At 68.1% G+C, this 26,433-nt stretch carries 22 protein-coding genes and 1 pseudogene; 11 read left to right on the forward strand and 12 right to left on the reverse strand.

All coding sequences use genetic code 11. The features are described from left to right. Nucleotides 1-3: 3 nt before the first annotated feature. On the reverse strand, nucleotides 4-1,185 hold the full coding sequence (locus LGM42_RS27890; protein ID WP_059575483.1) for an isovaleryl-CoA dehydrogenase: 1,182 nt from the start codon (nucleotides 1,183-1,185) through the stop codon (nucleotides 4-6). A gap of 170 nt (nucleotides 1,186-1,355) precedes the next feature. Here LGM42_RS27890 and LGM42_RS27895 point away from each other — a divergent pair, with 170 nt between their 5' ends. After that, nucleotides 1,356-2,102: a TetR/AcrR family transcriptional regulator gene (locus LGM42_RS27895; RefSeq protein ID WP_226233901.1), complete on the forward strand. Its 747-nt coding sequence runs from the start codon at nucleotides 1,356-1,358 to the stop codon at nucleotides 2,100-2,102. 47 nt (nucleotides 2,103-2,149) lie between these two features. Here LGM42_RS27895 and LGM42_RS27900 read toward each other — a convergent pair whose 3' ends face one another. After that, nucleotides 2,150-2,638: a MarR family winged helix-turn-helix transcriptional regulator gene (locus LGM42_RS27900; protein ID WP_099317826.1), complete on the reverse strand. Its 489-nt coding sequence runs from the start codon at nucleotides 2,636-2,638 to the stop codon at nucleotides 2,150-2,152. Between the two features lie 201 nt (nucleotides 2,639-2,839). Between LGM42_RS27900 and LGM42_RS27905 the strand changes: the two genes are divergently transcribed. Together LGM42_RS27905 and LGM42_RS27910 are read left to right on the forward strand one after the other, a co-directional pair. Further along, nucleotides 2,840-3,919, forward strand: a complete 1,080-nt coding sequence (locus LGM42_RS27905) for an aromatic ring-hydroxylating oxygenase subunit alpha (protein WP_124658441.1) — start codon at nucleotides 2,840-2,842, stop codon at nucleotides 3,917-3,919. Then, nucleotides 3,916-4,881: a PDR/VanB family oxidoreductase gene (locus tag LGM42_RS27910; RefSeq protein ID WP_226233903.1), complete on the forward strand. Its 966-nt coding sequence runs from the start codon at nucleotides 3,916-3,918 to the stop codon at nucleotides 4,879-4,881. Before LGM42_RS27905 ends, LGM42_RS27910 begins: the two co-directional genes overlap by 4 nt. 167 nt (nucleotides 4,882-5,048) lie before the next feature. Here the strand turns inward: LGM42_RS27910 and LGM42_RS27915 are convergent, their stop codons facing one another. Next, entirely contained in the window at nucleotides 5,049-5,495 is a 447-nt protein-coding gene (locus LGM42_RS27915) for a hypothetical protein (RefSeq protein WP_059575492.1), read from the reverse strand. A gap of 405 nt (nucleotides 5,496-5,900) precedes the next feature. Here LGM42_RS27915 and LGM42_RS27920 point away from each other — a divergent pair, with 405 nt between their 5' ends. Then, nucleotides 5,901-8,063, forward strand: coding sequence for a TonB-dependent siderophore receptor (locus LGM42_RS27920; protein ID WP_226233905.1), 2,163 nt, complete (start codon nucleotides 5,901-5,903; stop codon nucleotides 8,061-8,063). Nucleotides 8,064-8,075: 12 nt separating this feature from the next. Here LGM42_RS27920 and LGM42_RS27925 read toward each other — a convergent pair whose 3' ends face one another. From LGM42_RS27925 to LGM42_RS27935, 3 genes and pseudogenes are all read right to left on the reverse strand, one after another. Next, entirely contained in the window at nucleotides 8,076-10,001 is a 1,926-nt protein-coding gene (locus LGM42_RS27925; protein WP_226233906.1) for an SMP-30/gluconolaconase/LRE-like region family protein, read from the reverse strand. A gap of 418 nt (nucleotides 10,002-10,419) precedes the next feature. Beyond that, nucleotides 10,420-10,530 (reverse strand): annotated as a pseudogene (locus LGM42_RS27930) (aldehyde-activating protein); the annotation flags it as partial. A 119-nt stretch (nucleotides 10,531-10,649) separates the two neighbouring features. Next, the gene (locus LGM42_RS27935) at nucleotides 10,650-11,843 is read right to left on the reverse strand and encodes a porin (protein WP_226233908.1); all 1,194 of its coding nucleotides are present in this window, start codon (nucleotides 11,841-11,843) and stop codon (nucleotides 10,650-10,652) included. Between the two features lie 280 nt (nucleotides 11,844-12,123). On the opposite strand from LGM42_RS27935, the gene LGM42_RS27940 reads away from it, so the two are divergent. The 3 genes from LGM42_RS27940 to LGM42_RS27950 all read left to right on the forward strand — a co-directional run bounded on the left by LGM42_RS27940 (nucleotide 12,124) and on the right by LGM42_RS27950 (nucleotide 14,146). After that, nucleotides 12,124-12,765, forward strand: coding sequence for a LysE family translocator (locus LGM42_RS27940; protein WP_124658437.1), 642 nt, complete (start codon nucleotides 12,124-12,126; stop codon nucleotides 12,763-12,765). Nucleotides 12,766-12,777: 12 nt separating this feature from the next. Continuing rightward, nucleotides 12,778-13,314, forward strand: a complete 537-nt coding sequence (locus LGM42_RS27945) for a GNAT family N-acetyltransferase (protein WP_059575501.1) — start codon at nucleotides 12,778-12,780, stop codon at nucleotides 13,312-13,314. Between the two features lie 97 nt (nucleotides 13,315-13,411). Next, nucleotides 13,412-14,146, forward strand: a complete 735-nt coding sequence (locus tag LGM42_RS27950; RefSeq protein WP_059575503.1) for a metallophosphoesterase family protein — start codon at nucleotides 13,412-13,414, stop codon at nucleotides 14,144-14,146. 115 nt (nucleotides 14,147-14,261) lie between these two features. Here the strand turns inward: LGM42_RS27950 and LGM42_RS27955 are convergent, their stop codons facing one another. Together LGM42_RS27955 and LGM42_RS27960 are read right to left on the reverse strand one after the other, a co-directional pair. Then, the gene (locus LGM42_RS27955) at nucleotides 14,262-15,584 is read right to left on the reverse strand and encodes an ATP-binding protein (protein ID WP_226233909.1); all 1,323 of its coding nucleotides are present in this window, start codon (nucleotides 15,582-15,584) and stop codon (nucleotides 14,262-14,264) included. Then, nucleotides 15,581-16,321 (reverse strand): response regulator, encoded by a 741-nt coding sequence (locus LGM42_RS27960; RefSeq protein ID WP_059575507.1) that lies wholly within the window; start codon nucleotides 16,319-16,321, stop codon nucleotides 15,581-15,583. Before LGM42_RS27960 ends, LGM42_RS27955 begins: the two co-directional genes overlap by 4 nt. Nucleotides 16,322-16,548: 227 nt before the next feature. Between LGM42_RS27960 and LGM42_RS27965 the strand changes: the two genes are divergently transcribed. After that, nucleotides 16,549-17,130 (forward strand): thioredoxin family protein, encoded by a 582-nt coding sequence (locus LGM42_RS27965; RefSeq protein ID WP_226233911.1) that lies wholly within the window; start codon nucleotides 16,549-16,551, stop codon nucleotides 17,128-17,130. Nucleotides 17,131-17,183: 53 nt separating this feature from the next. Here the strand turns inward: LGM42_RS27965 and LGM42_RS27970 are convergent, their stop codons facing one another. Continuing rightward, the gene (locus LGM42_RS27970; protein WP_226233913.1) at nucleotides 17,184-17,822 is read right to left on the reverse strand and encodes an FMN-binding negative transcriptional regulator; all 639 of its coding nucleotides are present in this window, start codon (nucleotides 17,820-17,822) and stop codon (nucleotides 17,184-17,186) included. A 123-nt stretch (nucleotides 17,823-17,945) separates the two neighbouring features. Between LGM42_RS27970 and LGM42_RS27975 the strand changes: the two genes are divergently transcribed. Together LGM42_RS27975 and LGM42_RS27980 are read left to right on the forward strand one after the other, a co-directional pair. Next, a complete protein-coding gene (locus LGM42_RS27975; protein WP_226233915.1) occupies nucleotides 17,946-19,490 on the forward strand; it encodes a PLP-dependent aminotransferase family protein in 1,545 nt (514 codons plus the stop codon). Nucleotides 19,491-19,577: 87 nt separating this feature from the next. Beyond that, a complete protein-coding gene (locus LGM42_RS27980; RefSeq protein WP_226233920.1) occupies nucleotides 19,578-21,809 on the forward strand; it encodes a penicillin-binding protein 1A in 2,232 nt (743 codons plus the stop codon). A gap of 34 nt (nucleotides 21,810-21,843) precedes the next feature. Here the strand turns inward: LGM42_RS27980 and add are convergent, their stop codons facing one another. Both add and LGM42_RS27990 read right to left on the reverse strand, forming a co-directional pair. Next, nucleotides 21,844-22,944 carry an adenosine deaminase gene (gene add, locus LGM42_RS27985; RefSeq protein ID WP_226233922.1) on the reverse strand — a complete coding sequence of 367 codons (1,101 nt, stop codon included), beginning with the start codon at nucleotides 22,942-22,944 and terminating at the stop codon, nucleotides 21,844-21,846. A 46-nt stretch (nucleotides 22,945-22,990) separates the two neighbouring features. After that, complete coding sequence (locus LGM42_RS27990; RefSeq protein WP_226233924.1) at nucleotides 22,991-24,340, reverse strand: NCS2 family permease; 1,350 nt, start codon at nucleotides 24,338-24,340, stop codon at nucleotides 22,991-22,993. Between the two features lie 94 nt (nucleotides 24,341-24,434). On the opposite strand from LGM42_RS27990, the gene LGM42_RS27995 reads away from it, so the two are divergent. Continuing rightward, the gene (locus LGM42_RS27995; RefSeq protein ID WP_059575522.1) at nucleotides 24,435-25,343 is read left to right on the forward strand and encodes a LysR family transcriptional regulator; all 909 of its coding nucleotides are present in this window, start codon (nucleotides 24,435-24,437) and stop codon (nucleotides 25,341-25,343) included. A 29-nt stretch (nucleotides 25,344-25,372) separates the two neighbouring features. Here the strand turns inward: LGM42_RS27995 and LGM42_RS28000 are convergent, their stop codons facing one another. After that, complete coding sequence (locus tag LGM42_RS28000; RefSeq protein WP_226233926.1) at nucleotides 25,373-26,425, reverse strand: nucleoside hydrolase; 1,053 nt, start codon at nucleotides 26,423-26,425, stop codon at nucleotides 25,373-25,375. Nucleotides 26,426-26,433 lie beyond the last annotated feature (8 nt).

Raw genomic sequence — 26,433 nt, forward strand, 5'->3', positions numbered from 1 at the left:
GCGTTACATCGTTTCCGCGAACAGCTCGCGGCCAATCAGCATCCGGCGGATTTCGCTCGTGCCGGCGCCGATCTCGTACAGCTTCGCATCGCGCCACAGGCGGCCCACCGGGTATTCGTTGATGTAGCCGTTGCCGCCGAGAATCTGGATCGCCTCGCCAGCCATCCACGTCGCCTTCTCTGCCGTGTAGAGGATCACGCCCGCGCAGTCCTTGCGCACCTGGCGAATGTGGTCGCTGCCCGCCGAGTCGAGATGGCGGCCGACCGCGTACAGATACGCGCGACACGCCTGGAACGTCGTGTACATGTCGGCGACCTTGCCCTGGATCAGCTGGAATTCGCCGATCGCCTGGCCGAACTGCTTGCGGTCGTGGATGTACGGCACCACGGCGTCGAGGCACGCGGCCATGATGCCCGTCGGGCCGCCCGACAGCACCGCGCGTTCGTAGTCGAGGCCGCTCATCAGCACCTTCACGCCGCCGTTCAGCTGGCCGAGGATGTTCTCTTCCGGCACCTCGACGTCCTGGAACACGAGCTCGCCCGTGTGCGAACCGCGCATGCCGAGCTTGTCGAGCTTCTGCGCGACGGAGAAGCCCTTCATCCCCTTCTCGACGATGAACGCGGTGATGCCGCGCGGGCCGGCTTCGATGTCCGTCTTCGCATACACGACGAGCGTGTCGCAATCGGGGCCGTTGGTGATCCACATCTTCGTGCCGTTCAGCACGTAGCGGTCGCCGCGCTTGTCCGCGCGCAGCTTCATGCTGACGACGTCGGAGCCGGCGTTGGGCTCGCTCATCGCGAGCGCGCCGATGTGTTCGCCCGACACGAGCTTCGGCAGGTACTTCCGCTTTTGCGCGTCGGTGCCGTTGCGGTGGATCTGGTTCACGCACAGGTTCGAGTGCGCGCCGTACGACAGGCCGATCGACGCCGACGCGCGCGAGATCTCCTCCATCGCGACCATGTGCGCGGTGTAGCCCAGGTTCGCACCGCCGTATTCCTCGGAGACGGTCATCCCGAGCACGCCGAGATCGCCGAATTTCTTCCACAGATCCATCGGAAACTGGTCGGTGCGGTCGACCTCCGCCGCGCGCGGCGTGATTTCCTTCGCCGCGAACGTCGCGACGGCGTCGCGCAGCATCTCGATGTCTTCACCGAGCATGAATTGCACGCCGGGCAGGTTGATCATGTCTCCTCCGTCTCCAGAAAGTGTGTCGCACTCACCGATTTCTGAGTTTCGCTCAGATCGAATGAATACGCCGATTCATTGACCAATACAGCGGAAATTTTGCACAGTTTCGCGCCTCGCCCGGTTCTCCGTCAATAGTTTTTTGAGTGATACTCAGATATGATGCGAAGATGACAGCCGCTCCCGCCGACACCATGACCGCCACCGCCAAAGCCGATCGCGCCGACGCGTCGCGCGCCCCCGCCGGGCGCAAATCCCAGCAGCGCGTGCAGGACATCCTGCGCGCCGGCCGTGAAGTGTTCGCCGAAAAAGGTTACGAGCATGCGACGGCCGCCGAGATCGCGCAGCGCGTGGGCGTGTCGGAGGCGACGGTGTTCAGCTATTTCCGCGGCAAGCGCGAGCTGTGCGCGCGTGTGATCGCCGACTGGTACGACGAAATCATCGCCGCGTTCGAACACGGGATGCCGCGGGACGCGTCGGTGCAGCAGCAGTTCGCGTTCATCGTGCGCACCCATCTGCGCTTGATGCTCGTGAACGGCACGGGGCTGTGCGCGCTGGTGCTGTCGGAAGGCCGCGCGAAGCAGCATGCGCTGAGCGACGAGCTCACCGCGCTGCAGCGCCGCTACACGGCGCCGTTGATGGACGTGCTCGCGCGCGGCCAGGCGGCCGGGCAGGTTCGCGCGGATCTGCCGCTGAGCCTGCTGCGCTCGATGGTGTTCGGGCCGATGGAGCACGTGCTGTGGGATGCGATCCTCGGGCACCGCAAGCTCGATACGGAAACGACGGCCACGCAGTTGATCGACATGCTGTGGGCGGCCGTGCAGCCGCCGGCGCCGGAACAGGCGGCGCTCGTGCGCTTCAGAAACGAAGTGGCCGAAGCCGTGCAGCGGCTGGAAGAGCAAGCGTCACGCGGGTGACGGCCGGCGCAGCGCGCGCCGCCGTTCCGCGCCGTCGCCCGGCGCCGCTACGAATCCTCGCTCACCCGCAGCGGCGCGCGGCTCTGCTCGTTGTTCAAATGGACGAACTTGCGCAGCAGGCGCATCAGTTCCTCCGCATCGTCCTCACCCATCCCGTCGAACAGGCCCGCGCGCAGTTCCTTCACCGACGGAATCAGGTGCGTGAGCAACTCGACGCCCGCCGGCGTCAACAGCAGCCGCCGCTGACGCCGCGGCAGCACTTCGCGGACGATCAATCCTTTCGCCTCGAGCCGGACCGCGAGATCGGCCGTCGTCGACGTGTCGAGCGCGACCCGCTGCGCGAGCGTCACCTGATCGAGCCCCGGATTCTCGTACAGCATCCGCAGCACCGCGTACTGCACGGGCGTCACGTCCCTGCCGAGCTTCTCGTAGAACATCGCGACCGCGATCTGGTGCGCGCGCCGGATCAGGTGCCCGGGTTCGTCGTACAGGTCGATCGGGAAAGCCGGCAGGTCGGCGGGATTCGTTTTTTCCATGGATGAGTCGATGACATAGGCGGCGCGCACCGGTTGCGCGCGCCGTCGGCATGGCGCTGTCTCGCGCCATTTCCCGGGAAAACCAGTATACCGCTCGCCTTGTCCCGCCCCCTATCAGTGAGTACACTGAATCTCATTCAGTACACGGAATGAAGATCGGGCCGCTTCCCCGGCGGCACCGCCCCGAAGGAGACAAGGAACATGTTTCTCAAGAATGCCTGGTACGTGGCGTGCACGCCCGACGAGATCGACGGCAAGCCGCTGGGCCGCAAGATCTGCAACGAATCGATGGTGCTCTACCGCGCGGCGGACGGCCAGATCGCCGCGCTCGAGGATTTCTGCCCGCACCGCGGCGCGCCGCTGTCGCTGGGGTTCGTGCGCGACGGCGTGCTCGTGTGCGGCTATCACGGGCTCCAAATGGGCTGCAACGGCAAGACGGCCGGCATGCCGGGCCAGCGCGTCGGCGGTTTTCCGTCGATTCGCAGCTTTCCGGCGGTCGAGCGGTACGGCTTCGTGTGGGTGTGGCCGGGCGACGCGTCGGAGGCCGATCCCGCCAAGCTGCCCGCGCTGGCATGGGCCGAGGATCCGGCCTGGGCGCACGGCGGCGGCCTGTATCACATCCGCTGCGACTACCGGCTGATGATCGACAACCTGATGGACCTCACGCACGAGACGTATGTGCATGCGACGAGCATCGGCCAGAAGGAAATCGACGAAGCGCCGCCGAAGACGACCGGCCACGGCGACGAAGTCGTCACGAGCCGCTTCATGGAGAACGTGATGCCGCCGCCGTTCTGGCGGATGGCGCTGCGCGGCAACGGGCTCGCCGACGACGTGCCGGTCGACCGCTGGCAGATCTGCCGCTTCACGCCCCCGAGCCACGTGATGATCGAAGTGGGCGTCGCGCATGCGGGCCACGGCGGCTACGACGCGCCGGCGGACAAGAAGGCGTCGTCGATCGTGGTCGACTTCATCACGCCCGAAACCGACACGTCGATCTGGTATTTCTGGGGGATGGCGCGCAATTTCCGGCCGGACGACGACGCGCTGACCGCCGAGATCCGCGAAGGCCAGGGCAAGATCTTCGCGGAGGATCTGGAGATGCTCGAGCGCCAGCAGCGCAATCTCGAGCAGTGGCCCGAGCGCACGCTCCTCAAGCTCAACATCGACGCCGGCGGCGTGCTGTCGCGCAAGGTGATCGACCGGCTGCTCGCCGCCGAAAACGCGGCGAGCCCGCCGCGACCCGCGATTCCGGTCGCGCACGTCAAGGAGGCGTCATGAGCGACGCGACGTTGACGGTCCGGGTGGCCCGCAAGTGGCGGGAAGCGCGCGACATCTGCGGCTTCGAATTCGTCAGCGGCGACGGCTCGCCCTTGCCGCGCTTCGACGCCGGCGCCCATATCGACGTGCATCTGCCGGGCGGGCTCGTCCGCCAGTACTCGCTGTGCAATCACCCCGAGCAACGCGATCGCTATCAGATCGCGGTGCTGCGCGAGGCCGAAGGCCGCGGCGGCTCGCGCGCGATTCACGACGAAGTCCGGCAAGGCGATACCGTGCGGATCGGCATGCCGCGCAACCAATTCCCGCTCGCCTCCGACGCACCGCACCATCTGCTGCTCGCCGGCGGGATCGGTGTCACGCCGATTCTGAGCATGGCGGAATGGCTGTTCTCGACCGGCACGCCGTTCGACATGCACTACTGCGCGCGTTCGGCCGATCGCATGGCCTTCGTCGAGCGGATCAACGCAACCGGTTTCCGTGATCGCACCCGCTTCCACGTCGACGACGGCGACCCGGCGCAACGTTTCGACCTGGCCGCCGTGCTCGCGGCCGCGCCCGAAGGCACGCATCTGTACGTATGCGGCCCGCGCGGCTTCATGGAGGCGGTGCTGAACGCCGCGCGCGAGCGCCACTGGGACGAAGCGCGGCTGCACTACGAGTCCTTCGGCGGCGCGGTCACGCGATCCGGCGCCGATCGCGCATTCCAGATCCGGATCGCGAGCAGCGGCCAGACGATCGACGTGCCGGCCGAATGCACGGTCATCGCGGCGCTGGCGGCACACGGTGTCGACGTGCTGACGTCGTGCGAGCAAGGCGTGTGCGGCACCTGCCTGACCCGCGTGCTCGAAGGCGAGCCCGATCATCGCGATTCATATCTGACCGACGACGAAAAGGCGGCCGGCGACCAGTTCATGCCCTGCTGCTCGCGGTCGCGCACCGACCTGCTGGTACTCGATCTGTAGAGCGGCAGGCGGGCTGCCGGACGCGCGGCGGCCGACCACGATAACGGAAACGATCAATGGCGAATCCTGCCCGCCGTCGGTCAATACACCTGAATTCCCGACCGATCGATGGTGCTGCAACCCGAATCCGCGTGACCCTCGCACGCCGGCACCGCCCATCGCTCGGCTCAATCGGCGAGCCGGCAATGCGTCAGCTTCAACCCCGGCAGCACCGGCGCGTCGATATAGCCTTCGTTCACGCAACTGAACCGGAAAGCCGCGGACGTGACGAACGGCTTGATCTCGCCGCCGGGGAATTTCGGCTTCAGCGCGCCCTGGTCGGCCACGTCGAAATGCGTGTCGAACTGCTCGCCGTCGGCCGTCAGCGCGCCGAAGTACGTGCCGCCCGGGTCGCTACCCATCCGGATCACGGCGCCGACGAACGTGAGGCGCTTGCCGTCGTACTTCGTCTTCGCGGCGGCCATGTCTCGTGTATAGGCCTCGATCACGGCGCCGTAATGCGCGTCGATCGCGGGTTCGGCGTTCGACGCCGCACCGGCCGCCTGGTGAACGCCCGCCAGCAGCGTGCAGGCAGCAAGCGCGGCCGCCGCGAATGGTGCGGAAATCTTCTTCATGGGTGGTCTCTCCCGTCCAGCGTGGTGGTTGAAATGATCGAACCCGGCGCGACGCCGGTTGAATTCGCTTCCGTTGATTTAATCGTTCGAATGGCGGTACGCGGCTGCGATCACTTCATCCGCCCGCGTGGTCGCGCGCGGCGCATGGCGTCGCGCTGAATGCGACGTGGCAGGAAGATGACATGGTGCGGCCCCCGGTTCTCTCTCGTTGAATTTCACTGCGTCTGATTTTGGCCGCTACGGTAGCAGACGGCCGACAGGCCGGCAACCGAGGGCCGAGCATCGTCCTGCCGCCCCATTACAATTGCAAATGGTTCTCATTACATATATCATGCGCGTCCTGTACGCAACGCAATGTCGCGGCCCGCGCCGCGATCCTTAGCATTCCTCTTCCCGCATCGATTCATGCCATCCCGTCGAATGTCCTGCCGCGCCCGGGCCGCGCGTCCGTGGCGCACGCGCCTGCCTGCCCTGCTCACCCTGTGCGTCGCGAGCGGCGCGCATGCGGCCGGCACCGAACCCGTCGCACCCGCACCTGCGACCGCCGTCGAACACGAACTCCCGGCGATCAGCGTCAATGCATCGGCCGCCGTCGACCCGACGATCGGCTATCAGCCGCGCACGACGAGCATCGCGGGCGGCGACGACCGGGCGCTGAAGGAGATTCCGCAATCGGTCGCGGTGGTCAGCAGCAGCGTGATGCAGGACCAGCAGGCGCGCTCGCTCGACGACGTGCTCGGCAACATCAGCGGCGTCACGCAGACCAACACGCTCGGCGGTACGCGCGACGCGTTCATCAAGCGCGGCTTCGGGTCGAACAACGACGGCTCGGTGCTGGTCGACGGCGTGCGCACGCCGGTGCTGCACAGCTATCTCGCGACGATCGATCGCGTCGAAGTGCTGAAGGGCCCCGCTTCGCTGCTGTACGGAATGCAGGACCCGGGCGGCGTGATCAACCTCGTCACGCGCAAGCCGGAAGACACGTTCGGCGGCTCGACCTCCGCGTCGCGCACGAACCACGGCGGCAGCAGCGCACAGTTCGATCTCACGGGCCCGCTCGGCAAGCCTGGCCAGATCGCGGGCGGCACGCTCGCATTCCGGCTGACCGGCGAATACGACACGAGCCGCTACTGGCGCAGCTTCGGCCGCGAGCGCAACGCATTGATCGCGCCCGCGCTGTCGTGGCACGACGCGAACACGTCGATCGACGTCAGCTACCAGTACGTCGACTACACGATGCCGTTCGACCGCGGCACCGTGCTCGTGAACGGCCAGCTCGACGATGCGCTGCGCTATCGCCGCTACGAGGAAGCGTGGTCGCAAAGCAGCGGCATCCAGGAAACGCTGCGTACGCGTATCGAGCACCGCTTCTCCGATGCATGGCGCGTGCGCGCAACTTACGGCTGGGGCCGCGATCGCTACGATCAATACCTCACCCGCGCCACCGCGTTCAACAGCAGGACCGGCGCGCTGACGCGCTCGTCCGATGCGAACCTCGGGCGCAACGACTCCGACCAGATCGCGACGCTCGGCCTGCTTGGCAACGTGACGCTCGCGGGCATGCAACACGCGATCTACGTCGGCGGCGAATACGAGCGGCAGCGCAGCTTCCGCGGCGACACGATCCGCGGCAAGGCGACGACGGGCTTCGATCTTTACGATCCCGTGTACGGCCTGCTCGCGCCGGGCGGCATACCCAACGCGAAGCAGAGCGATTCGCGCTCGGTCGTGCATGCGTATTCGACGATCGTGCAGGACTCGGTGAAGATCACCGAACGCCTCACCGCGGTCGGCGGCCTGCGATGGGAAAACTGGCAGCAGGAGTCGGGGATGGGCCGGCCGTTCGTGTTCGCCGACCGCTCGCGCGGCAGCGTCTGGCTGCCGCAGTTCGGGCTCGCGTATGCATTGACGCCGGCGCTCACCGCCTACGCGAACGTGAGCCGCTCGTTCAAGCCGAACGTCGCGTCGAACGTTGCCGCGCCGCTCGCGCCGGAATACGGGCGCGTGCTCGAGGCCGGGCTGAAGTTCAGCCTGAAGCCCGCGATCACGGGCACGCTCGCCGTGTATCAGATCGACAAGCGCAACGTGGCGGTCACGGTCGGCGACATCACGTCGACGATCGGCACCGCGCGCTCGCGCGGGATCGAGCTCGACGTCGCGGGGCAGATTACGCGCCACCTGAGCGTGATCGGCAGCTACGCGTACACGAACGCGAACGATCGCGACAGCAACACGCCGCTCGTCAACGTCGCGCGCCACACCGGCAGCCTGTTCGTGGTATACGACACGGCCATCGCGAACTTGCCCGGGCGCTGGCGCTTCGGCGGCGGCGCACGTCTCGTCGGTGCGCGCTCCGGCGACACCGCCAACAGCTTCACGCTGCCCGGCTACGTGACCGTCGACGCATTCGCGGCCTACGAAACGACGATCGGCAAGTTTCCGACCCGCTTCCAGCTCAACGTGAAGAACCTGCTCGACAAGACCTACTATCCGTCGAGCAACAGCAACCTGATCGTCGCGGTCGGCGAACCGCGACTCGTCACGCTGACGACGACGGTATCGTTCTGACGACCCGCGCGGTCACGGACGCCAGCGGTACACGACGATGCTCGACCCGTTGTAGTTGTCCTTCGTGATCACGTACTCGCCGTTCGAGCGCAGGTACGCGCGCACGCCGTACATGGAGTCGACGTCGTTGCCGACGTCCATCGCCGACGGATTCGAGTTCGTCAGCGTCGTGACGAGCGCGCCCGTGTTCAGGTCGAATATGTCGATGTTCGGCACCGTGTGCACATAGCCGACGAACAGATAGTGCCCGGCCGCCGCGATCGATTTCGGGTTCGCGCTCGTCAGGTTGATCACCGGGTTCGGCGCGCTCGTGTTGCCGTTCTTCCAGCCGCGATAGACCTCGATGTGCCCGTTCATCGCCGTCCAGTCCCAGTTGCCCGCGAGGCCCTGCGCGAGGATCATCGTGTCGCTGTCGGCCTGGTAGATGATGCGCGTGACGGGCGCCACGCTGCTCGGCACGGGCGTCGTCACCGGCTTGCCCCATGACGGCTTGCCGGTCGCGTCGAAGCCCGTCATCGGATAGCGCGTGATCACGTTGGAGCCGTTCAGCCCGGCCCACACGTCGCCGTTGCCGTCGATGTCGAAACCGGCCGTCACCTGCAGCGTCGTGTTGAACGGCTTGCCGGGCAGCGAGCCGGCCGGAATCGCGATATAACCGCTCGCGGTGTTGAAGTAATAGAAGTTGAAGTTGCCCGGGTTCTGGCCCGACGCGACGAGAATCCGGTTGCCGCCGACCGTCACGAGCTGCCCGAAGTGCTGGCCGCGCTGATAGTCGTTCATGTCGAGGCGCGGATCTTTCGGATAGGTGAACGGGTCGATCGTGTTCGCGACGAACGTGCCGCCCGCGGTGCCCGTGTACACGTTGTTGCCGCTGAAGAACAACGCGCCGTCGGTCGCGGGGTCGGGCGCCGCGACGCCCTCGAAGTTCAGCGCCTGCAGCTTCCACTGCAGCGTGCCGACCGGGCTGTACGAATGCAGATCGGTGCTGCCGTTGCGGCCGAGATCCCAGCCGCCGCCCCAGGCGTTGTTCAGCACGTACAGGTTGCCGGCCGCATCCTTGCCGAGCGCCGCGACGCGCGTGAAGCGCTTGTCGCCGACCTGCCCCTTGATGCCCGTCGTCGCGTCGAGATAGCCGCCCTGCACGCCGAACGTGCCGACCTGCACCGGCAGGCCTGGCAGCCCGGTGTACACCTTGATGTTCATGTCGGGCCCTTCGTCGCCCACCATCAACCGGCCCATCGACGCATCGAAGTACAGCGACGCCGGCCGCGCGCCGGCCGCCATCTGAAGCGTGTTCATCGCCGCACCGGTCGCGCTGAACTGCGCGACGACGCCCGCGCTCTTGCGCGCGACCCACAGGTTGCCGGCCGCATCGAGCGCCAGCGCGCCGGGGCCCGTGACGCCGATGTCGCGCTGCCACACGCCGTCGGTCGTATAGACGCGCACGCGGTTGCCGTAGAAGTCGCTCACGTACAGCAGGTTGCCGCCCGTCGCGAGGCCGGTGATCACGTCCGCATACTGGATGCCCGTCCACGTGCTGACCGGAATGCGCAGGTCGCGCTGGTTCGTGCTCCGGTTGTAGCGGCCCACCGAGCCGCTGCCGAACGTGCGGTTGTAGCCGAGCGCGACGAACAGCGACGTCGAATTGCCGGTAATCGCGCCGCCCTGGAATTCGTCGTGGATGCCGATCGTGCCGAGCGGCTGGCCATTCTGGTAGATCGCGACGCCGCCCGCGTTCTCGTCCCAGCGCGACGCCGTGTAGATCACGCCTTCGGGCGCGACCCACATCGAGCGCGCGCCGTTGCCGACGTGCGAGGCCAGCGTGCCGTACGTGTTCGCGAGCCAGTCGGTCGAGTATTGCGCCTGCGCGTGGCCTGCCGGCGCGAGCATCGCCATGCACATTCCCAGCAACGCCGCGCGGATTTGTTTCATTGACATGAATAATGCTCCCAGACGAACCATCGTCGACACTGTAAATCGCGGCGCGTGAAATATTGGTGATTCCGGAAAATTCGCATTCGGCGTTCCCCGGAATTATTCACTCCGCGTCTTTTGCCGTCCGGGCTTTTTCGTCAACGATCGAAAAATCGCCAAACCCTCGCCCATACGGCCTTCCAGCGTGCAGCTCGGGCGCGTTTCCCGGCATTTTCTTCCGGATCACGCAATGCAAATACGTCATTTTTTCTGCCACGACCGCATTGCTTTTTCATTCCCCGGAAATCGTTTCTATTATTACAAATCGAAATCGAAATGAAAGAAAAAAATTATTCGGTGCGATCGGAAATGCGTGATCCTGCAACGGACGGGAAAGCGGGAGGAAAAGCAGGAATGCGGAGGGGAAAGCCGCGCGCCGGCCGTACCGGCTCGGCTGCAGGTCGCCAGGCAATCGTCCGCCGTAAGCACGCGCACGCAGCCTGTTCGGCACGACGCGCACGCCGAGCCGATTCGTTCCGGACACGATCTCGCCGTGCGGACAGCGTTCGCGTCATGCCGCCGCCTCGAAAAGGGCGGCGGCGGTACAGGAGCATGCGCGCCACGAGGCCCGCATCGTCCGCGAGCCCCGTTGCACGCGCAACGGCCGCCGCGTCAGAACTTCTGGCGCAGCCCGAGGCTCACGATCGCCTGGGACCGCGAATCGGACGAATGGCCGTTCGCCTTGTCCGACACCGACGCGGTCGCGGCCACCGGCCGGCCGAGCGCGTCGAGCGTCGTGCCGGACGCATGCTGGTACGCGCCGAGCAGGTACACGCTGGTGCGCTTCGACAGGTCGTAGACCGCGCCGAGCGTGACGTTGTGATACTGCCCGCGGTTGTCGATGCCGTCGACGTCGCTGCCGCGCGTGTAGCTGTAGCCCGCGAACAGCTGCGTCTGCGGCTGCACGTTCCAGCGCGTGAACACGCCAGCGACGTTGAACGTCGCATGGCCGCTGAACAGCGACTGCGCGCCGCCGCGATACTGCACGTTGCTGTAGTTCACGCCGACGACGGCCGGCCCGAAGTTGTACGTCGCGCCCGTCGCGATCACCTGCTGCGACTGCGCGCTCGCATAGCCTTCGTTGATCGACGAATTGAACAGACCGTCGTCGGTGCTCCGCCACTTGCCTGCCGTCGGGTCGGTCGCGCCGGTCTTGCTGTTGTCCGAGCGCTCGTAGCCGACACCCACGCGCAGCGGGCCGGCCGCGTACGCGGCGCCGACGCTCCACGTGTTGCGCTGCTTCATGCTCCCCGGCTGGCCGCCGAAGCCGTACAGTGCGCCGAACGTGAAGCCCGAGTAGTTCGCGCTCGTGTACTTGATCGCACTGTCGACGCGCGCGGTCTGGTCGAGATCGTCGATGTCGCCCGGGTGCGCGCCGAAGCCGCCGATGAACGACGACGGGCCGACCGGGCTCACGAAATCGTCGAGCGACGTGTACTGGCGGCCGAGCGTGATCGTGCCGTAGCGGTCGCTGCCGACGCCGACGAACGCCTGCCGGCCGAACTGGCGGCCGCCCTGGCCCGACGTGCCGTTCGTGATGTCGAAGCCGTTCTCGAGGACGAACAGCGCGCGCATCCCGCCGCCGAGATCCTCGGAGCCCTTGATACCCCAGCGGCTGCCGGACAGGTTGCCGGTCGTGAGCCCGACGTTCGAATGCCCGGTGGACGCGCCCGCCGAGCCGGCCCGTTCGTTGCTGCGATAGGTCACGCCCGCATCGACGATGCCGTACAGCGTGACGGAGCTTTGCGCGGCGGCGATACCCGCGAGCGAGAGCAGCAGCGGGGCTGCGATCAGTTGCTTGTTCATGGTTTCGTGTCTCCGGGCGGTGAACCCGTTGTTCTGGCTGTTTGCGAGTAGCGAGCGGGCGCCGACATCCGCCGGCGGTGCAAGGCCGGCGACGTCCGCGCGCGACGACGCGGCGGGCATGCCCGCTGCGGCCGGTATGGTAGTTGGAACCGGTTCCGTTCCAAAGCGGAATAATGACAACAGTTTCTTGTCAAAATCGCGATAGTCGGAGGCGGCGCCTGTACAGCGCGAGGCGGCGCGGACGATAATCGGCTGCGCGCCTTCCACCGGGAGCTTCTTCATGCATGAAACGACCCTGCTGGTCTTCTCCGCCGTCGCGTTCGTCGGCATCGCGACACCCGGCCCGACCGTGCTGCTCGCGCTGACCAACGGCTCGCGCTACGGCGTGCGCCGCGCGGCCTACGGTTTCGCGGGCGCGATGCTGTCCGACTTCGTGCTGATCGTCGCGGTCGCGCTCGGCCTCGGCGCGCTGCTGATGGCGTCGGCGTTCTGGTTCTCGGTCGTGAAGTGGCTCGGCGCCGCCTACCTCGCCTATGTCGGCATCCGGTTGCTGATGTCGAAGGGATCGCTCGACGTCGCGGCCGCGCAAGGCGACACGGCATCCGGACGCACCGGACGCAACGCGTCGATCTTCGCGAAAAGCTTCCTGACCGCGGTGACGAACCCGAAGGGCTATCTGTTCTTCTCCGCGTTCCTGCCGCAGTTCCTCGATCCGGCCGCGCCGCTCGCGCCGCAGTACGTCGCGCTCGCGGTCACGTTCGCGCTGCTCGACGGCGCGGTGATGTTCGGCTACGCGCTGCTCGGCGCCCGTGCGGTGCGGCTGCTGAAGCGCTCGGGCGCGCTGTGGCTCGAGCGCACGTGCGGCGCGATGCTGCTCGCGCTCGCCGGTTCGCTGGCGCTGTATCGGCGCCATGCCGCGTAGGCGCCGGGTTCGATGAAAATCGCCGCGCCGCCCTGCTCCGGATTTCCCGGCCTGTCGCTCAGGCAACTCGAACGCGCGGACCTCGACGCGTGGTACGCGTACCTGTCGAACCCGGCCGTTTTCCGCCACACGAGCTGGAACCTGCGCTCGCCCGGCGATCTGCTGCCGCTGTTGGACAGCATCGAATCGGCCGATCCGGATTCGATCCGGCGTCTCGCGATCGTCGATACCGAATCCGGCGCGCTCGCCGGGACGATCGGGCTGCATACGGTGTCCACCGCGAACCGCTCGGCGGAGATCGCGTACGACCTCGCGCCTTCGCACTGGGGGCGCGGCATCGCGAGCGCGGTGTGCGAAGCCGTCACCGCGTGGGCGTTCGCCGAAGGGGGCTTCATCCGCATGCAGGCCGTCGTGCTGACCGGCAACGCGGGCTCCGCGCGCGTGCTGCAGAAGTGCGGCTACCGCTACGAAGGGCTGCTGCGCGCATACAAGATGGTGCGCGGCACGCCCGGCGATTTCGCGATGTACGCACGGCTCGCGACCGACTGACGCGCCGCCCGCGGCATCGCGTGCCGACGCCGTGACGCGATTGGACGGCCCGCGCCGAATTGGCGACAATCGCCGTTCCCCTCCTCGACGCTCCGCCATGAAAATCGCCGCGCTGTCCGATATCCACGGCAACCTCGCCGCGCTCGACGCGGTGCTCGACGACGTCCGGCGCCGCGGTGCCGACGTGATCGTCAATCTCGGCGACATCGTGTCGGGCGCGCTCCATCCGGCCGAAACGGCCGACCGCCTGATCGCGCTCGACCTGCCGACCGTCAAGGGCAATCACGAACGGCAGTTGCTCACCGAGGATCGCGACGCGATGCGGCTGTCGGATCGCTGGGCGCACGACACGCTGCGCGCCGACCACCGCACGTGGATCGCCGCGCTGCCCGAACGCCTGATGCTCGACGGCGACGTGCTGATGGTGCACGGCACGCCGGCCAGCGACCTCGTCTATTTCCTCGAAACGGTCACGCCCGACGGCTGCCGCGCGGCCACGCCCGACGAGGTCGCGCAGCGCGCGGGCAACGAAACGGCCTCGCTGATCCTGTGCGGCCACACGCACGTGCCGCGCGCCGCGAAGCTCGACGACGGCCGGCTGATCGTCAATCCCGGCAGCGTCGGGCTGCAAGCGTATACGGACGATCTGCCGCATCCGCACCGGATCGAGACGGGTTCGCCACATGCGCGCTACGCCATGGTGTCGCGCACCGCCGCCGGCTGGAACGTCGAATTCCATGCGGTCGAATACGACTGGCACACGGCCGCGGCCATCGCGGCCTCGCGCGGGCGCGACGACTGGCGCGTCGCGCTGCGCACCGGCCGCTGCTGACGCACTCGCGCCGCTCGTCGACGCGCAGCCGAGACGCGTGTGACGTCGCACGCATCCCGCACATCGCACGCTTCGGCACACGCCCGACACCGCGACGCTCGCGCGCCGCGTCGCTTCACCCCGCGCTCCTCAGCGTCAGCCTCGCTTCGAGGCCGCCGCCGTCGGGCCGGTTGTTCAGCGTGAGCGTGCCGCCCATCGCAAGCGCCAGTTGCCGCGCGATCGCGAGGCCGAGCCCCGTGCCGCCCGTATCGCGATTGCGCGACGTCTCCACGCGCCGGAACGGCTCGAACACCGCGTCGAGCTGATCGTCCGGAATGCCGGGGCCGCGGTCGAGCACCGCGATCACCGCGCCGCCGTCCGGCGCCGCCTGCACGTCGATCTCGGCCGCGCCCGCGAACTTCAGCGCGTTGTCCACGAGGTTGCCGACGATGCGGCGCAGCGCCTTCGGCCGCGTGACGAGCGCGAGCGGCGCATGGCTGTGCAGCGCGACGTCCTGCCCCGCATCCGTGTAGTCGTACACGATGCTGTCGAGCAGCGCATCGAGATCGATGCGGCGCGCGGCCTCCTCGGTGCCGTGCAGCGTGCGCGCGTACGCGACGCCCTCCTTCACCAGATGCTCCATTTCGAGCAGGTCCTGGCGCAGCTTCGCGCCCTGCGTGTCGTCGTCCATCACGTCGACGCGCAGCCGCATTCGCGTGATCGGCGTCTGCAGATCGTGCGAGATCGACGCGAGGATCTGCATGCGCTCGGCCATGTACTGCGCGATGCGGTCCTGCATCGCGTTGAAGGCCCGCGCGGCGCGCGCGACTTCAGACGGCCCGTCTTCGTTCAGCCGCTCGCCCTTCAGGTCGGGGCCGAGCGCGTCGGCGGCCTGCGCGAGCTGCTTGAGCGGCCGCGTCGCGAGCCGCACCGCGAGCCAGCAGCACGCGGCCAGCACCGCGAGCTGCACCACGAGCACGGCCGGCAGCCAGCCCGACAGCGGCACCGTCGACATCGGATGAATGTCGATCGTCAGCGGCGCCCCGTCGGTCAGCCGCAGATGCACCTGCAGATGTTCGCGGTCGCCGGGAATCGAATTCGCGGTCAGCGGGTAGTCGCCGCCGATGCCGTCCGAGATCGAGCGCTCGACGCGCGCCGACAGCCGCGCTTCCGGCGGCGTGCCGGTTTGGCCGGGCCCGAGGATGAACGCATAGCTGCGCCGCGCGAGACGCGGCAGCCACGCGGCCCGCTCGGCCGGCGGCAGATGGTCGAGCAGCGCGACCGAGCTCGCGACCTCGCGCTCGATGTAGCCCATCATCAGGTTCGTGGTCGCCTGGTCGCGCTCGGTCATGGTGAGCCAGAACGACAGCGTCTGCGCGAGCGCGAGGCCCACGAACAGGATCAGCGCGAGCCGCGCGAACAGCGAACGCGGCCAGTGCCACGGCGTGCGCGCGCTCATGGCGTACCGTCGATGGCGGTCACGGCCGACGAGAACACATAGCCCTCGTTGCGCAGTGTCTTGATGTAGCGCGGTTCGCGCGCGCCGTCGCGCAGGCGCTGGCGCAGCCGGCTCACGAGCAGGTCGATCGAGCGGTCGAACGGGTCGGACTGCCGCCCTTGCGTGAGGTTGAGCAATTGATCGCGCGTCAGCACGCGCTGCGGGTTGTCGAGGAACACGCGCAGCAGCCGGTATTCGGCGCCGCTCAGCGCGACCAGCGTGCCTTCGGCGTCGAGCAGGTGGCGCCCGGTCGTGTCGAGCTGCCATTCGCCGAACGCGAGTATCGCGGCCGTTTCCGTCACCTGCATGCCGGGCGGCAGCATGCGCGCGCGGCGCAGCACCGAACGGATCCGCGCGAGCAGCTCGCGCACCGCGAACGGCTTGGCCAGGTAGTCGTCGGCGCCCATCTCGAGGCCGATGATGCGGTCGGTTTCCTCGCCTCGGGCGGTCAGCATCAGCACCGGCACCGTGCGGAACTTGCCCGCGCGCAGGTCGCGGCACAGCGTCAGGCCGTCCTCGCCGGGCAGCATCAGGTCGAGCACGATCAGGTCGGGCGCGCCGTCGTCGAGCACGTGGCGCATCTCGCGGCCGTTCGCGGCCAGCGACACGCGCATGCCGTTCTTCTCCAGGTAGTCCGCGATCAGTTCGCGGATCGCGCGATCGTCGTCGACGATCAGCACGTGGTCGATCTTGTCCATGAGTCGGTGTCGGTATCGGGGTTCGGGCGGGCGATGTCCGCTTTTATACCGCACGGCGGGCACGCGTTTGTATCGCAATGTATCGCGTCGCCGCGACGACACACAACATTGCACACGCGCGGCCGGCCGGACACATCGCAGATACGTCGGCGCCGCCTAATGGGGCCTGTCGAAACCCGCCCGGACGCCGACATCGCGCCGCGGCCCCCAAAGATCAGGAGAACGCCATGCTGCCCCGACTCAAGACCGCCGCCCTCGTCATCGCCCTCGCCGCCACGGCCGGGCTCGCCGCGTTCGCCGGCACCCGGGACGACACGGGCATGCAGACGTCGCTGGCGGGCATGGCGGCGCCCGGTTTCACCGGCATCGAGCGCTGGCACAACAGCGCGCCGCTGACGCTCGAGCAGTTGCGCGGCAAGGTCGTGCTCGTCGATTTCTGGACGTACTCGTGCATCAACTGCATTCATACGATCCCGTACGTGAACGACTGGTATCGAAAGTATCGCGACCAGGGGCTCGTCGTGGTCGGCGTGCATACGCCGGAATATCCGTTCGAGCGCGACGCGAAGAACGTCGCCGATGCGATCAGGCGCTTCGACATCCGGTATCCGGTCGCGCAGGACAACCGCTACGACACGTGGCGCGCGTACGGCAACCAGTACTGGCCCGCGCTGTACCTGATCGATGCCAGCGGCAAGATCGTCTATACGCGGTATGGCGAAGGCGGGTACGACAAGACGGAGGCCGCGATTCGGGAAGCGCTCGCGCAGGCAAAGGCAGGGATGAAGGATTCGACGCGCACGCAGTGATCAGCGCGGCGCGCGGGCCCGCGGCTCGCCCACGCGCCGCGGTCCTCGTGTGCTCAAGTGCGCTTCGCGTCCGCCTCCGCCAGCATCGCCTCCCCGATCGCGAGATGGCCGTCCGCGACCAGCGCTTCGCCGGCGCCGCGGATATCGGCTTCGGCCTTGTTCTGCCCGAGCTTGCGCTTGCCGACGAGCCGCGTGATCTCGATCCGCAGCCCGACGATCGATTGCAGCATCGTGTCGATATAGTCCTTCGGCGCATCGCCCATCTTCCACGGCACGGGTTGCGACGCCTCGTGCGTGCGCGTCAGCCGCGCGACCACGCCACGCACGAATTGCTCGTCGTCGCACACCGTGATGCGGCCGTGCGCATGCACGACCCGGTAGTTCCATGTCGGCACCTGCCGGTGGGCGACGTGCTTGCTCGGATACCAGTTCGGCGAGATGTACGCGTCGCCGGCGCGGAAGATCACGAGCACCTCGTCGCCGTCCGCGACGTCCTGCCAGACCGGATTCGCGCGCGCGACGTGCGCGTGCAGTTCGCCGAGCCCGCCGTCGCCGGGCATCAGCTCGAACGGAATGTGGTTCGCGTCGAGCCCGCGCTCGCCGTGCGTGATCAGGCTGCCGAACGGATGCTGCACGATCAGCTCGCGCATCGCGTCGGGGTTGGGTTCGTTGTAATCGGCGGGGATGTACATGTCGGCTCCACGGTCGTACAGGGTGGGAAAGGGTGCGGGCGCAGGCCCGTCATGCGTCGATTGTGAGCCGAAACTGGTTTATGCTGTAGAGCCGGTTTGAAACAATTTCAGCAGACCAGAATCATGGCAAGAACGGCCCGGATCGTCGAAATCCCGTCGCTCGGCGCGCTCGACCGCGCGGCCGGCGACCTGAGCCGCCAGCTCGCGCAGGCGCTGCGCGACGCGGTGCGCCGCGGCGACGTCCGGCCGGGCGATATGCTGCCCTCCACGCGGTTGCTGGCGGCGTCGCTGCAGGTGGCGCGCGGCACCGTCGTCGACGCCTATGCCCAGCTCATCGCCGAAGGCTTTCTCGAATCGCGCGGCGGAGCGGGCACGCGGGTCGCGCACGCGCTCGCGGAACCGCCGCCCGGCAACGGCCCGGAATCGCCGGCGCCAGGCCCGGACCCGATGCGCGACGGCCTGCCCGAACCGGCCGCCACCTTCGCGCGGCTCGCCCGCGAATTCAATCCGCTGCCGGCCATGCCGTTCGCGATCTCGGTGCCGCTCGGCCTCACCGCGCCCGACGACATCTGGCGCCGGCTCGGCAATCGCCTGCGCGCCCGCGGCGCCGGCGCGCCGTCCGGCTATGCCGATCCGCAAGGCGCGCTGCCGTTGCGCGAAGCGATTGCCGACTACGTGCGCCGATCACGCTCGGTGCGCTGCGATGCCGGCCAGGTCGTGATCACGAGCGGCACGCAGCAGGGGCTGCATCTCGCGAGCCAGGTGCTGCTCGGCGAACACGACCGCGCGTGGGTCGAGAATCCGGCCTACCGCGGCATCACCGCGCTGCTCGAAAGCACCGGGCGGCGCGATGCGATGGTGCGCGTGCCGGTCGACGCCGACGGCCTCGACGTCGACGCCGGCGTTCGTCTCGCGGCCGATGCGCGCGCCGCGTTCGTCACGCCGTCGCACCAGTACCCGCTCGGCATGCCGCTGAGCATGGCGCGCCGCAATGCGCTGCTCGCGTGGGCGCGCACGCACCGCGCATGGGTCGTCGAGGACGACTACGACAGCGAGTTGCGCTACGAAGGCTATCCGTTCCCGTCGCTGCAGGGCCTCGCGCCCGATCGCGTGGTCTATCTCGGCACCTTCAGCAAGATCCTGTTTCCGTCGCTGCGGCTCGGCTACGTGATCGCGCCCGACGCTCTCGTGCCCGCGTTCTGCGGCGCGCGCGTGCTGATGGATCGTCATGCGCCGACCGCCGATCAGCACGTGCTCGCCGCGTTCATCGCCGAAGGTCATCTCGACCGCCACATCCGCCGCGTGCGCGGCGTCTATGCGGAACAGCGCGCGCTGCTGATCGACACGCTCGGTGCGCGGCTGCCGCGCGAACGCGCATGGGTGCAGCCGGGCGACCAGGGGATGCACGTCGTGCTGTGGCTCGCGCAAGGCATCGACGATCTCGACGTGGTCGCGCGCGCCGCCCAGGCCGGTGTCGCCGTGCGTGCGGTGTCGCCGATGTTCGCGCCCGGCACGGCGCGCCCGGGGCTCGTGCTCGGCTTCGGCGGGTTCGGCCGCGCGCAGATGGAAGCGGCCGCGCAGCGGCTCGCGGACGTGATTTCGTCGGTGGAATCGCGGCCCGCGCATGGCAAAAGGTTGTCGGCGGGCAACAAACGTAATCGTCTGTAAATCCTGCAAGCAAACGGCCGTTTCGGCTGCCGGCGCGCAGGTTCCGTTTGCTAGGATCGCGCGTCTTCCATTCGCGCCCCTGCCGCCTTGAACCGCTTCGTGCCGTTTCTCCGAAACGCGTGGCTCCGTTGCCGCGCCCGTATCGCGCCGCTTGCCGCCGGGTGCCGCACGCGCGTCCGCGCACTGTGTGCCGGTGCGCTGCATCGCCTGCGCCATCCGACACGTCGCGGCGTGGCGCTGACGCTCGCCGCGATCCCGGTGCTCGGCCTGCTGGTCCTGCTCGCGTTCGTTCCGTTCACGCCGAGCATCGGCGACATCCGCAAGGCGCGCATCGACCGCCCCGCCCGCGTGCTGTCGGCCGACGGTCAGCTGATCGCCGAATTCCGGCCCGTGAACCGCGAATGGGTGCCGCTCAAGCAGATCTCGCCCCACATGGTCGACGCGCTGATCGCGACCGAGGATCACCGCTTCTATGCGCATCACGGCATCGACTGGCGCCGCACGCTCGCGGCCGGCCTGCATACGTTCTCGGGCAGCCGCCAAGGCGGCTCGACGATCACGCAGCAGCTCGCGCGCAACCTGTATCCCGACGAAATCGGCCGCGCGCCGACGCTCACGCGCAAGGTGAAGGAGCTGATCACCGCGTTCAAGATCGAAGCGGTGTACAGCAAGGACGAGATTCTCGAAACCTACCTGAATACCGTGCCGTTCCTGTACAACGCGTACGGCGTCGAAATGGCCGCGCGCACCTACTTCGGCAAGTCCGCCGACCAGCTCGACATCACGGAAAGCGCGACGCTCGTCGGGATGCTGAAGGGCAACAGCTACTACAACCCGGTGCTGAATCCGGAGCGCGCGGTCCAGCGGCGCAACATCGTGCTCGGCCGGATGGCGCAGATGGGCATGCTGTCGCCGCCGCAGCTCGCGAAACTGCAGCGCCGGCCGCTGCGCGTCGACTTCGAACCGCAGTCCGCGCAGCCGGGCCTCGCGCCGCATTTCGCGGTGCAACTGCGCAAGTGGCTGATCGCGTGGGCCGACCGCAACAACTACGATCTCTACTCGGACGGCCTCGTCGTGCGCACGACGCTCGATGCGCGGCTGCAGGACATGGCCACGCAGGCGCTCGCACGGCAGACCGAACGGCTGCAGGCGATCGCCGACAGCGCATGGCGCGGGTCGTCCGGCTGCGGGCTGCGCAACGACCTGTTTCGCGGCTTCATCCGGCAGACGCCCGAGTATCGTCAGGCCCGCGAAACGGGGCTCGCCGATGTGCCGGCGCTGAAGCAGCTCGGCGCGAATCGCGCATTCATGCGCACGCTGTGCGAGCGCAAGACGCAGGTACAGGCCGGCTTCGTCGCGATCGATCCGCGCAACGGCGCGATCCGCGCGTGGGTCGGCAGCCCCGATTTCGGCAGCGAGCCGTTCGATCACGTGATCCAGGCGCGGCGTCAGCCGGGCTCGACGTTCAAGCCGTTCGTCTATGGCGCCGCGTTCGCGGACGGGATGCGGCCGGGCGATACGTTCGTCGACCGTCCCGTCGCGATCCCGATCGACGCGCACACGGTGTGGCGTCCGACCGATGCGGAACCGGCGACCGGCGAGCCGATGACGCTGCGCGACGGGCTGGCGCTGTCGCGCAATCGCATCACCGCGCAGGTGATGCAGCACGAGGGCGCGGCGAAGGTCGCGCAGCTCGCCCGCGCGATGGGTGTGCGCGACAGCCCGCTCGACGCGGTGCCGTCGCTCGCGCTCGGCACGAGCCCCGTCACGCTGAAGGAAATGGTGTCCGCGTACGGGACGATCGCGAACCGCGGCGTGTATGTCGCGCCGCAGATGATCACGCGCATCGAGGATCGCGACGGCAAGGTGCTCGCCGCGTTCGGTAGCGCGCCGCCCGAGCGCGCATTGCCGGTGGCCGCGGCGCAGACGCTCGTCGACGCGATGCGCGGCGTCGTCGATTACGGGACCGGCGCGGACATCCGCTCGCGCTATGGGATTCGGATCGACGTCGCGGGCAAGACCGGCACGACGCAGGACAACACGGACGGCTGGTTCATCCTGATGCATCCGCAACTGGTGGCCGGCGCGTGGGTCGGCTTCGACGACGGCAGCGTGACGCTGCGCAGCGACTACTGGGGCGCGGGCGCGCACAGCGCGCTGCCGATCGTCGGGTCGTTCTACGATGCGGCGCTGCGCGCGCAGGCGATCGATCCGCACGCGCAGTTCTCGCCCGACTTCCGGCCGCGTAGCGCGCCGGCGCCGAAGCGGCGCGCGCCGCAGCATTCGGGACTGTTCGACTGGCTGAGGTTGTTTCGCTGAGCGTGATGCGGGCGGGCTTGGTCAGAAAAAGCGCTCAGCCCGCCGCGAGCGTCGCAGCCAGCGCGTCGTATTCAGACGCCCATGCCGCACGCCACACCGCCTTCGTCGCGTCATCGACCCACGCGCCGTCGATTCCGTTCAGCATGAATTGCTTCAACTCGGCCACGGTGAAGCCGAAATGGCTGAACATCAGCTCCCACGCTTCCGAAGGGTTCACCTTGTGCAGCGTCGGATCGTCGGTGTTCGGATGGATCTTCAACCCGAGGCCCGGCATCTTGCGCATCGGATGCAGCTCGGCCCATTGCTCCGGCGGTAGCGTGCGCAGGTAGTACGAGTTCGTCGGCACGACGGTGAATACGATGCCGCGTTCCGCGTAGCGCGCGCACAGCTCGGGGTTGTCGACGATCGTATAGCCGTGATCGATGCGGTCCACCTGCAGCAGATCGACGGCCGTCTCGACGTTGCGCCACGGCATCCCGAATTCGCCCGCATGCGCGGTCGTGCGAAAGCCGGCCGCGCGCGCGTTGCGGTACGCTTTCCAGAACAATTCGGGCGGCCGGTCGTTCTCGCGATAATCGATGCCGAGCCCCGCGACTTCGTCCGCGCGATTGGCCGTCATCCACTCGACGATCACAACCGCTTCGTCGGGGTCCTGCTCACGGTCGATGCTCGGAATCAAGCGCGCGCCGATCCCGAAATCGCCCGCGGCGTCGCGAATCGCCGTCACGATCGCGGCCTGCGCGTCCGCATACGCGATGCCCGACACGCGCACCGTTCCCGTCGGATTCCAGAAGAATTCCGCATGCCTGACGTTGTGCGCGGCCGCGTCTTCCAGATACTCGTAGGCAATCCGCCGCAGGTCGTCGGGGCGTGTGAGCAAATACTTGTCGAGCGCGCGCAGCACGTGCAGCACGCCCACCGGCTTCTCGCCGCGCGCGTAGAACGCGTCGATCTCCGCGCGCTCGATCGGCGCGCCGCTGCGTTCGGCCAGTGCGACGAACGTGTCGTGCCGCACCGCGCCGAGCAGATGGCAATGCAGCTCGACCTTCGGCAACGCGCGGAAGAAGGCCCGATGCGCGGGCGTAATCTCGATGCCCGTGCGCGCGGCCGGGACGTTGCCTGGTGTTCCCTTCATGTCAGTCTCTTTTTTTGGTAGTGCCGATGCGTCGCGAAGCCGTCTCTCAGTGCGGCTTCACGACGGTCCAGAAGTAATAGCCGAGCGGCAGCGCGAGCACGACGAGCCCCCACGACACGTCGCGCCAGCGGCCGGCCAGCAACTTGACGAGCACGTAGCACAGCAGCCCGCCGGCAATGCCGGTGCCGAAGCTGTTCGACATCAGCGTGAGCAGCACCATCGACATCACGGGCAGCGCATCGGTGAAGTCGTCGAAATGCGTGTGGCGGATCGTCGCGAACATCGACAGCCCGATCAGGATCAGCGCCGGTGCGGTGGCCTCCTTGGGGATCGCGAGCGCGACCGGCACGAACAGCAGCATCGCGGCGAACAGCATGGCCGCGGCCAGCGACGACAGCCCGCTGCGGCCGCCGGCTTCGACACCCGCCGCCGATTCGATCAGCGCGGTCAGCGCCGGAATGCCGAACACGGGGCCGAGCGTCGCGGCAAGCGAATCGACGAGGAACGGCCGGTTGATGTTCGGCAGGTTGCCCTGTTCGTCGAGCAGGTTCGCCTTCGCGCCGACCGCGAGTGCGGTGCCGAGCGTCGAGAAGAATTCCGCCGCGAAGAACGCGAACAGGTACGGTGCGGCGGCCAGACTCAACGCGCTGCCGATATCGAGCTTGAACGCGATCGGCGCGATGCTGTGCGGCAGCGACACGAACGACGCGGGCAGTTGCGTGACGCCGAGCGGCACGCCGGCCGCGGCCGCGACGAGGATCGCGATCAGGATCGCGCCGGGCACCTTGCGCGCCTGCAGCACGATCGCGATCGCGAGGCCGATCAGCGCAACGAGCGCGCCCGGCCGCGAGAAGTCGCCGAGCGCGAACGCGTTGGTCTTCGCGTTCGCGACGACCATCCCCGCATTGCGCAGCCCGAGCATCGTGACGAACAGCCCGATCGACGCACCGAGCCCGAGCTTGATCTGTACCGGAATCAGGCGCACCACGACGCCGCGCGCGCCGAGTATCGTCAGCAGGAAGAACAGCACGCCCGACACGCACGCGATGCCGAGGCCCGTCTGCCAGCCGACGTGCTCCGTCGTCGCGAGCGTCACGCCGATGATCACCGAGCCGCCGATACCGGGGCCGACGAGGAACGGCAGGTTCGCGTAAAGCCCCATCAGCGTGGTGAACAGCACGAACACGACGATCGTCGCGGTCGTCGCCGCGCCGCGGTCCATGCCGCCCGTCGCGAGCAGCGACGGGATCACGACGAGCAGGTACGCGGCCGCGAGAAACGACGTGACGCCCGCGATCGTCTCGGTGCGCACGCTCGTGCCCCGCGCGGCGAGCGCGAAGCGACGCTCGAGCCAGTTGGCCGGCGCATGCGCCGGCATCGTGTCAGTCGCTGACATGGTGGTTCTCCCGTGATTCCGAATATTGTCCTGTGTCGGGTCGTGCAGCGCGGTCTTATACTGCCGCGTACCGCATCCCGACCGTTATTGCCCGATGTCCGACCGCTCGTCGCTGCTCCCCGCGCTTACGCTGCGGCAGGTCCAGCACTTCGTCGTGCTCGCCCATGCACGCAGCTTCACGCAGGCCGCGCAGGCGCTGTCGCTCACGCAGCCGGCGCTCACCGCGTCGATCCGCCAGATCGAGTTCCTGCTCGGCGGCCGCCTGTTCGCACGCACCGCGCATCGCCTCACGCTCACCACCGCGGGCGAAGCCGTGCTGCCGCTCGCCGAACGCCTGCTCAATCAGGCGCGCGGCACCTTCGACGACATGACGCGGCTCATCGGCGAACGCATCCAGACCGTGCGCATCGCGTTCATTCCGTCGGTCGCGGGCCGCCTGCTGCCCGCGCTCAACGCCCTGCGCGGCACGCACCCGACGCTGCGCTTCACGCTCACCGATTTGCCGAACAGCGCACTCGTCGAAGCGGTGCGCGACGGCGTCGCGGATCTCGGCATCGGCGTGCGCGAACCCGATAGCGACGACGGCACGCTGCGCTACCAGCAGCTGTTCGAGGACGAGATCGTGATCGTCGTACGGCACGACGATCCGCTCGCCCGCGCGAAGAGCGTCACGTGGGCGAAGCTCGTCGATCGCGAACTCGCGGTATTCGTGCGCGGCAGCGTCAGCGAATCGCTGCATCGCACCGGCGGCGCCGGGAAACTGCGCCTGAACGTCACGTACCGGATGGAATACACGGAGCCGCTCTACGCGCTCGCGCGCAACGGCCTCGCGACCGCCGTGCTGCCGAGCCTCTACACGATGCATCTGCACGATCCCGAACTCGTCGCGCTGCGCGTCGACAAACCGCGCGTCACGCGTGCGATCTCGCTGATCTCGCTCGCCGCCGACGATCGCGGACCGCACGTACGCGCGTGCCGCGAGTGGATCGAGAAGCACATCTGATTCCGTTCGCCGCGCTTGGGCACCCACGTTCAGGGCAGCTTCGCGATTCGATCGACGAGCGTCGCGTAGAAGCGGTCCGCGTCGACCTCGTTGATCCACGTGGCATTCGGAGCACGGCCGCTGCGCCCGTTCCAGTCGACGATCGTCTCGCCGAGCGTCCATTGCCCGGTCGTCTCGACCACCACGTTCACCTTGCGGCCGCCGAACAGCGTCGGATCGACGAGATAGCCGACGGCCGTCGGGTCGTACATCGGCGCGTCTTCAACACCGCGCCGCTTCTTGTTGTAGGCGAGCTCGGCCTCCATGATGTCCGCGACGATCGCGCCGCAGCGGTTGCCGAGCGCGCGGAACGGCGCGACGCGCGCCGGCGTGATCGGCGCCTTCACCGCGACGTCGCGCGGCAGCACGACGATCGGCACGCCGCTGCCGAACACGACGTCGGCAGCCTGCGGATCGACGTAGACGTTGAACTCCGCGGCCGGCGTGATGTTGCCGCGCTCGAAGAACGCGCCGCCCATCAGTACGATATCGCGCAGTGCGGCGCGAATCCGCGGCGCCTCGACCAGCGCGGTCGCGAGGTTCGTCAGCGGGCCGAGTGCGCACAGCGTCACGCTGTTCGGCGCCGCGCGGCTCAGCGTATCGACGAGGTACGACACCGCGTGACCGGCCGCGAGCGGCGCGCGCGGCTCGTGCAGTTCGACGCCTTCGAGCCCCGTCTTGCCATGCACGTTCGCGGCCGTCACGAGGTCGCGCACGAGCGGACGCGGGCAGCCCGCGTACACCGGCAGCGTCTTCGTGCGGCCGGCCCAGTCGCGGACGATCCGCGCATTGCGTTCTGTCAACTCGAGCGGCACGTTGCCGGCCACGGCCGTCAGCGCGCGCACGTCGAGCCGGTCCGGCGCGCCGAGCGCGAACAGGATCGCGATGGCGTCGTCCTGCCCCGGATCGGTATCGATGATCACCGTGCGGCGCGCGGCGTCGCCGCCGGCCGCGAATGCGCCCGTTTCGGGCAGCAGCGCGGTGCCGGCCAGCGCGGCGGACAGTTTCAGGAAGGTGCGGCGGGATGCGATCGGATGAGTCATGGTCGGGT

The sequence above is a fragment of the Burkholderia sp. AU39826 genome (assembly GCF_020419965.1).
GTDB lineage: Bacteria > Pseudomonadota > Gammaproteobacteria > Burkholderiales > Burkholderiaceae > Burkholderia > Burkholderia semiarida.

Excerpts from the sequence above, each read along its gene's own strand:
- LGM42_RS27920 (WP_226233905.1), top strand. The coding sequence starts at position 5,901 with ATGCCATCCCGTCGAATGTCCTGCCGCGCCCGGGCCGCGCGTCCGTGG.
- LGM42_RS27995 (WP_059575522.1), top strand. The coding sequence starts at position 24,435 with ATGTCCGACCGCTCGTCGCTGCTCCCCGCGCTTACGCTGCGGCAGGTC.
- LGM42_RS27955 (WP_226233909.1), bottom strand. The coding sequence starts at position 15,584 with ATGAGCGCGCGCACGCCGTGGCACTGGCCGCGTTCGCTGTTCGCGCGG.
- LGM42_RS27990 (WP_226233924.1), bottom strand. The coding sequence starts at position 24,340 with ATGTCAGCGACTGACACGATGCCGGCGCATGCGCCGGCCAACTGGCTC.
- LGM42_RS27925 (WP_226233906.1), bottom strand. The coding sequence starts at position 10,001 with ATGTCAATGAAACAAATCCGCGCGGCGTTGCTGGGAATGTGCATGGCG.
- LGM42_RS27905 (WP_124658441.1), top strand. The coding sequence starts at position 2,840 with ATGTTTCTCAAGAATGCCTGGTACGTGGCGTGCACGCCCGACGAGATC.
- add (WP_226233922.1), bottom strand. The coding sequence starts at position 22,944 with ATGAAGGGAACACCAGGCAACGTCCCGGCCGCGCGCACGGGCATCGAG.
- LGM42_RS27900 (WP_099317826.1), bottom strand. The coding sequence starts at position 2,638 with ATGGAAAAAACGAATCCCGCCGACCTGCCGGCTTTCCCGATCGACCTG.
- LGM42_RS27975 (WP_226233915.1), top strand. The coding sequence starts at position 17,946 with ATGGCAAGAACGGCCCGGATCGTCGAAATCCCGTCGCTCGGCGCGCTC.
- LGM42_RS27895 (WP_226233901.1), top strand. The coding sequence starts at position 1,356 with ATGACAGCCGCTCCCGCCGACACCATGACCGCCACCGCCAAAGCCGAT.
- LGM42_RS27935 (WP_226233908.1), bottom strand. The coding sequence starts at position 11,843 with ATGAACAAGCAACTGATCGCAGCCCCGCTGCTGCTCTCGCTCGCGGGT.
- LGM42_RS27960 (WP_059575507.1), bottom strand. The coding sequence starts at position 16,321 with ATGGACAAGATCGACCACGTGCTGATCGTCGACGACGATCGCGCGATC.
- LGM42_RS27945 (WP_059575501.1), top strand. The coding sequence starts at position 12,778 with ATGAAAATCGCCGCGCCGCCCTGCTCCGGATTTCCCGGCCTGTCGCTC.
- LGM42_RS27910 (WP_226233903.1), top strand. The coding sequence starts at position 3,916 with ATGAGCGACGCGACGTTGACGGTCCGGGTGGCCCGCAAGTGGCGGGAA.
- LGM42_RS27950 (WP_059575503.1), top strand. The coding sequence starts at position 13,412 with ATGAAAATCGCCGCGCTGTCCGATATCCACGGCAACCTCGCCGCGCTC.
- LGM42_RS27965 (WP_226233911.1), top strand. The coding sequence starts at position 16,549 with ATGCTGCCCCGACTCAAGACCGCCGCCCTCGTCATCGCCCTCGCCGCC.
- LGM42_RS27890 (WP_059575483.1), bottom strand. The coding sequence starts at position 1,185 with ATGATCAACCTGCCCGGCGTGCAATTCATGCTCGGTGAAGACATCGAG.
- LGM42_RS27915 (WP_059575492.1), bottom strand. The coding sequence starts at position 5,495 with ATGAAGAAGATTTCCGCACCATTCGCGGCGGCCGCGCTTGCTGCCTGC.
- LGM42_RS27940 (WP_124658437.1), top strand. The coding sequence starts at position 12,124 with ATGCATGAAACGACCCTGCTGGTCTTCTCCGCCGTCGCGTTCGTCGGC.
- LGM42_RS27970 (WP_226233913.1), bottom strand. The coding sequence starts at position 17,822 with ATGTACATCCCCGCCGATTACAACGAACCCAACCCCGACGCGATGCGC.
- LGM42_RS28000 (WP_226233926.1), bottom strand. The coding sequence starts at position 26,425 with ATGACTCATCCGATCGCATCCCGCCGCACCTTCCTGAAACTGTCCGCC.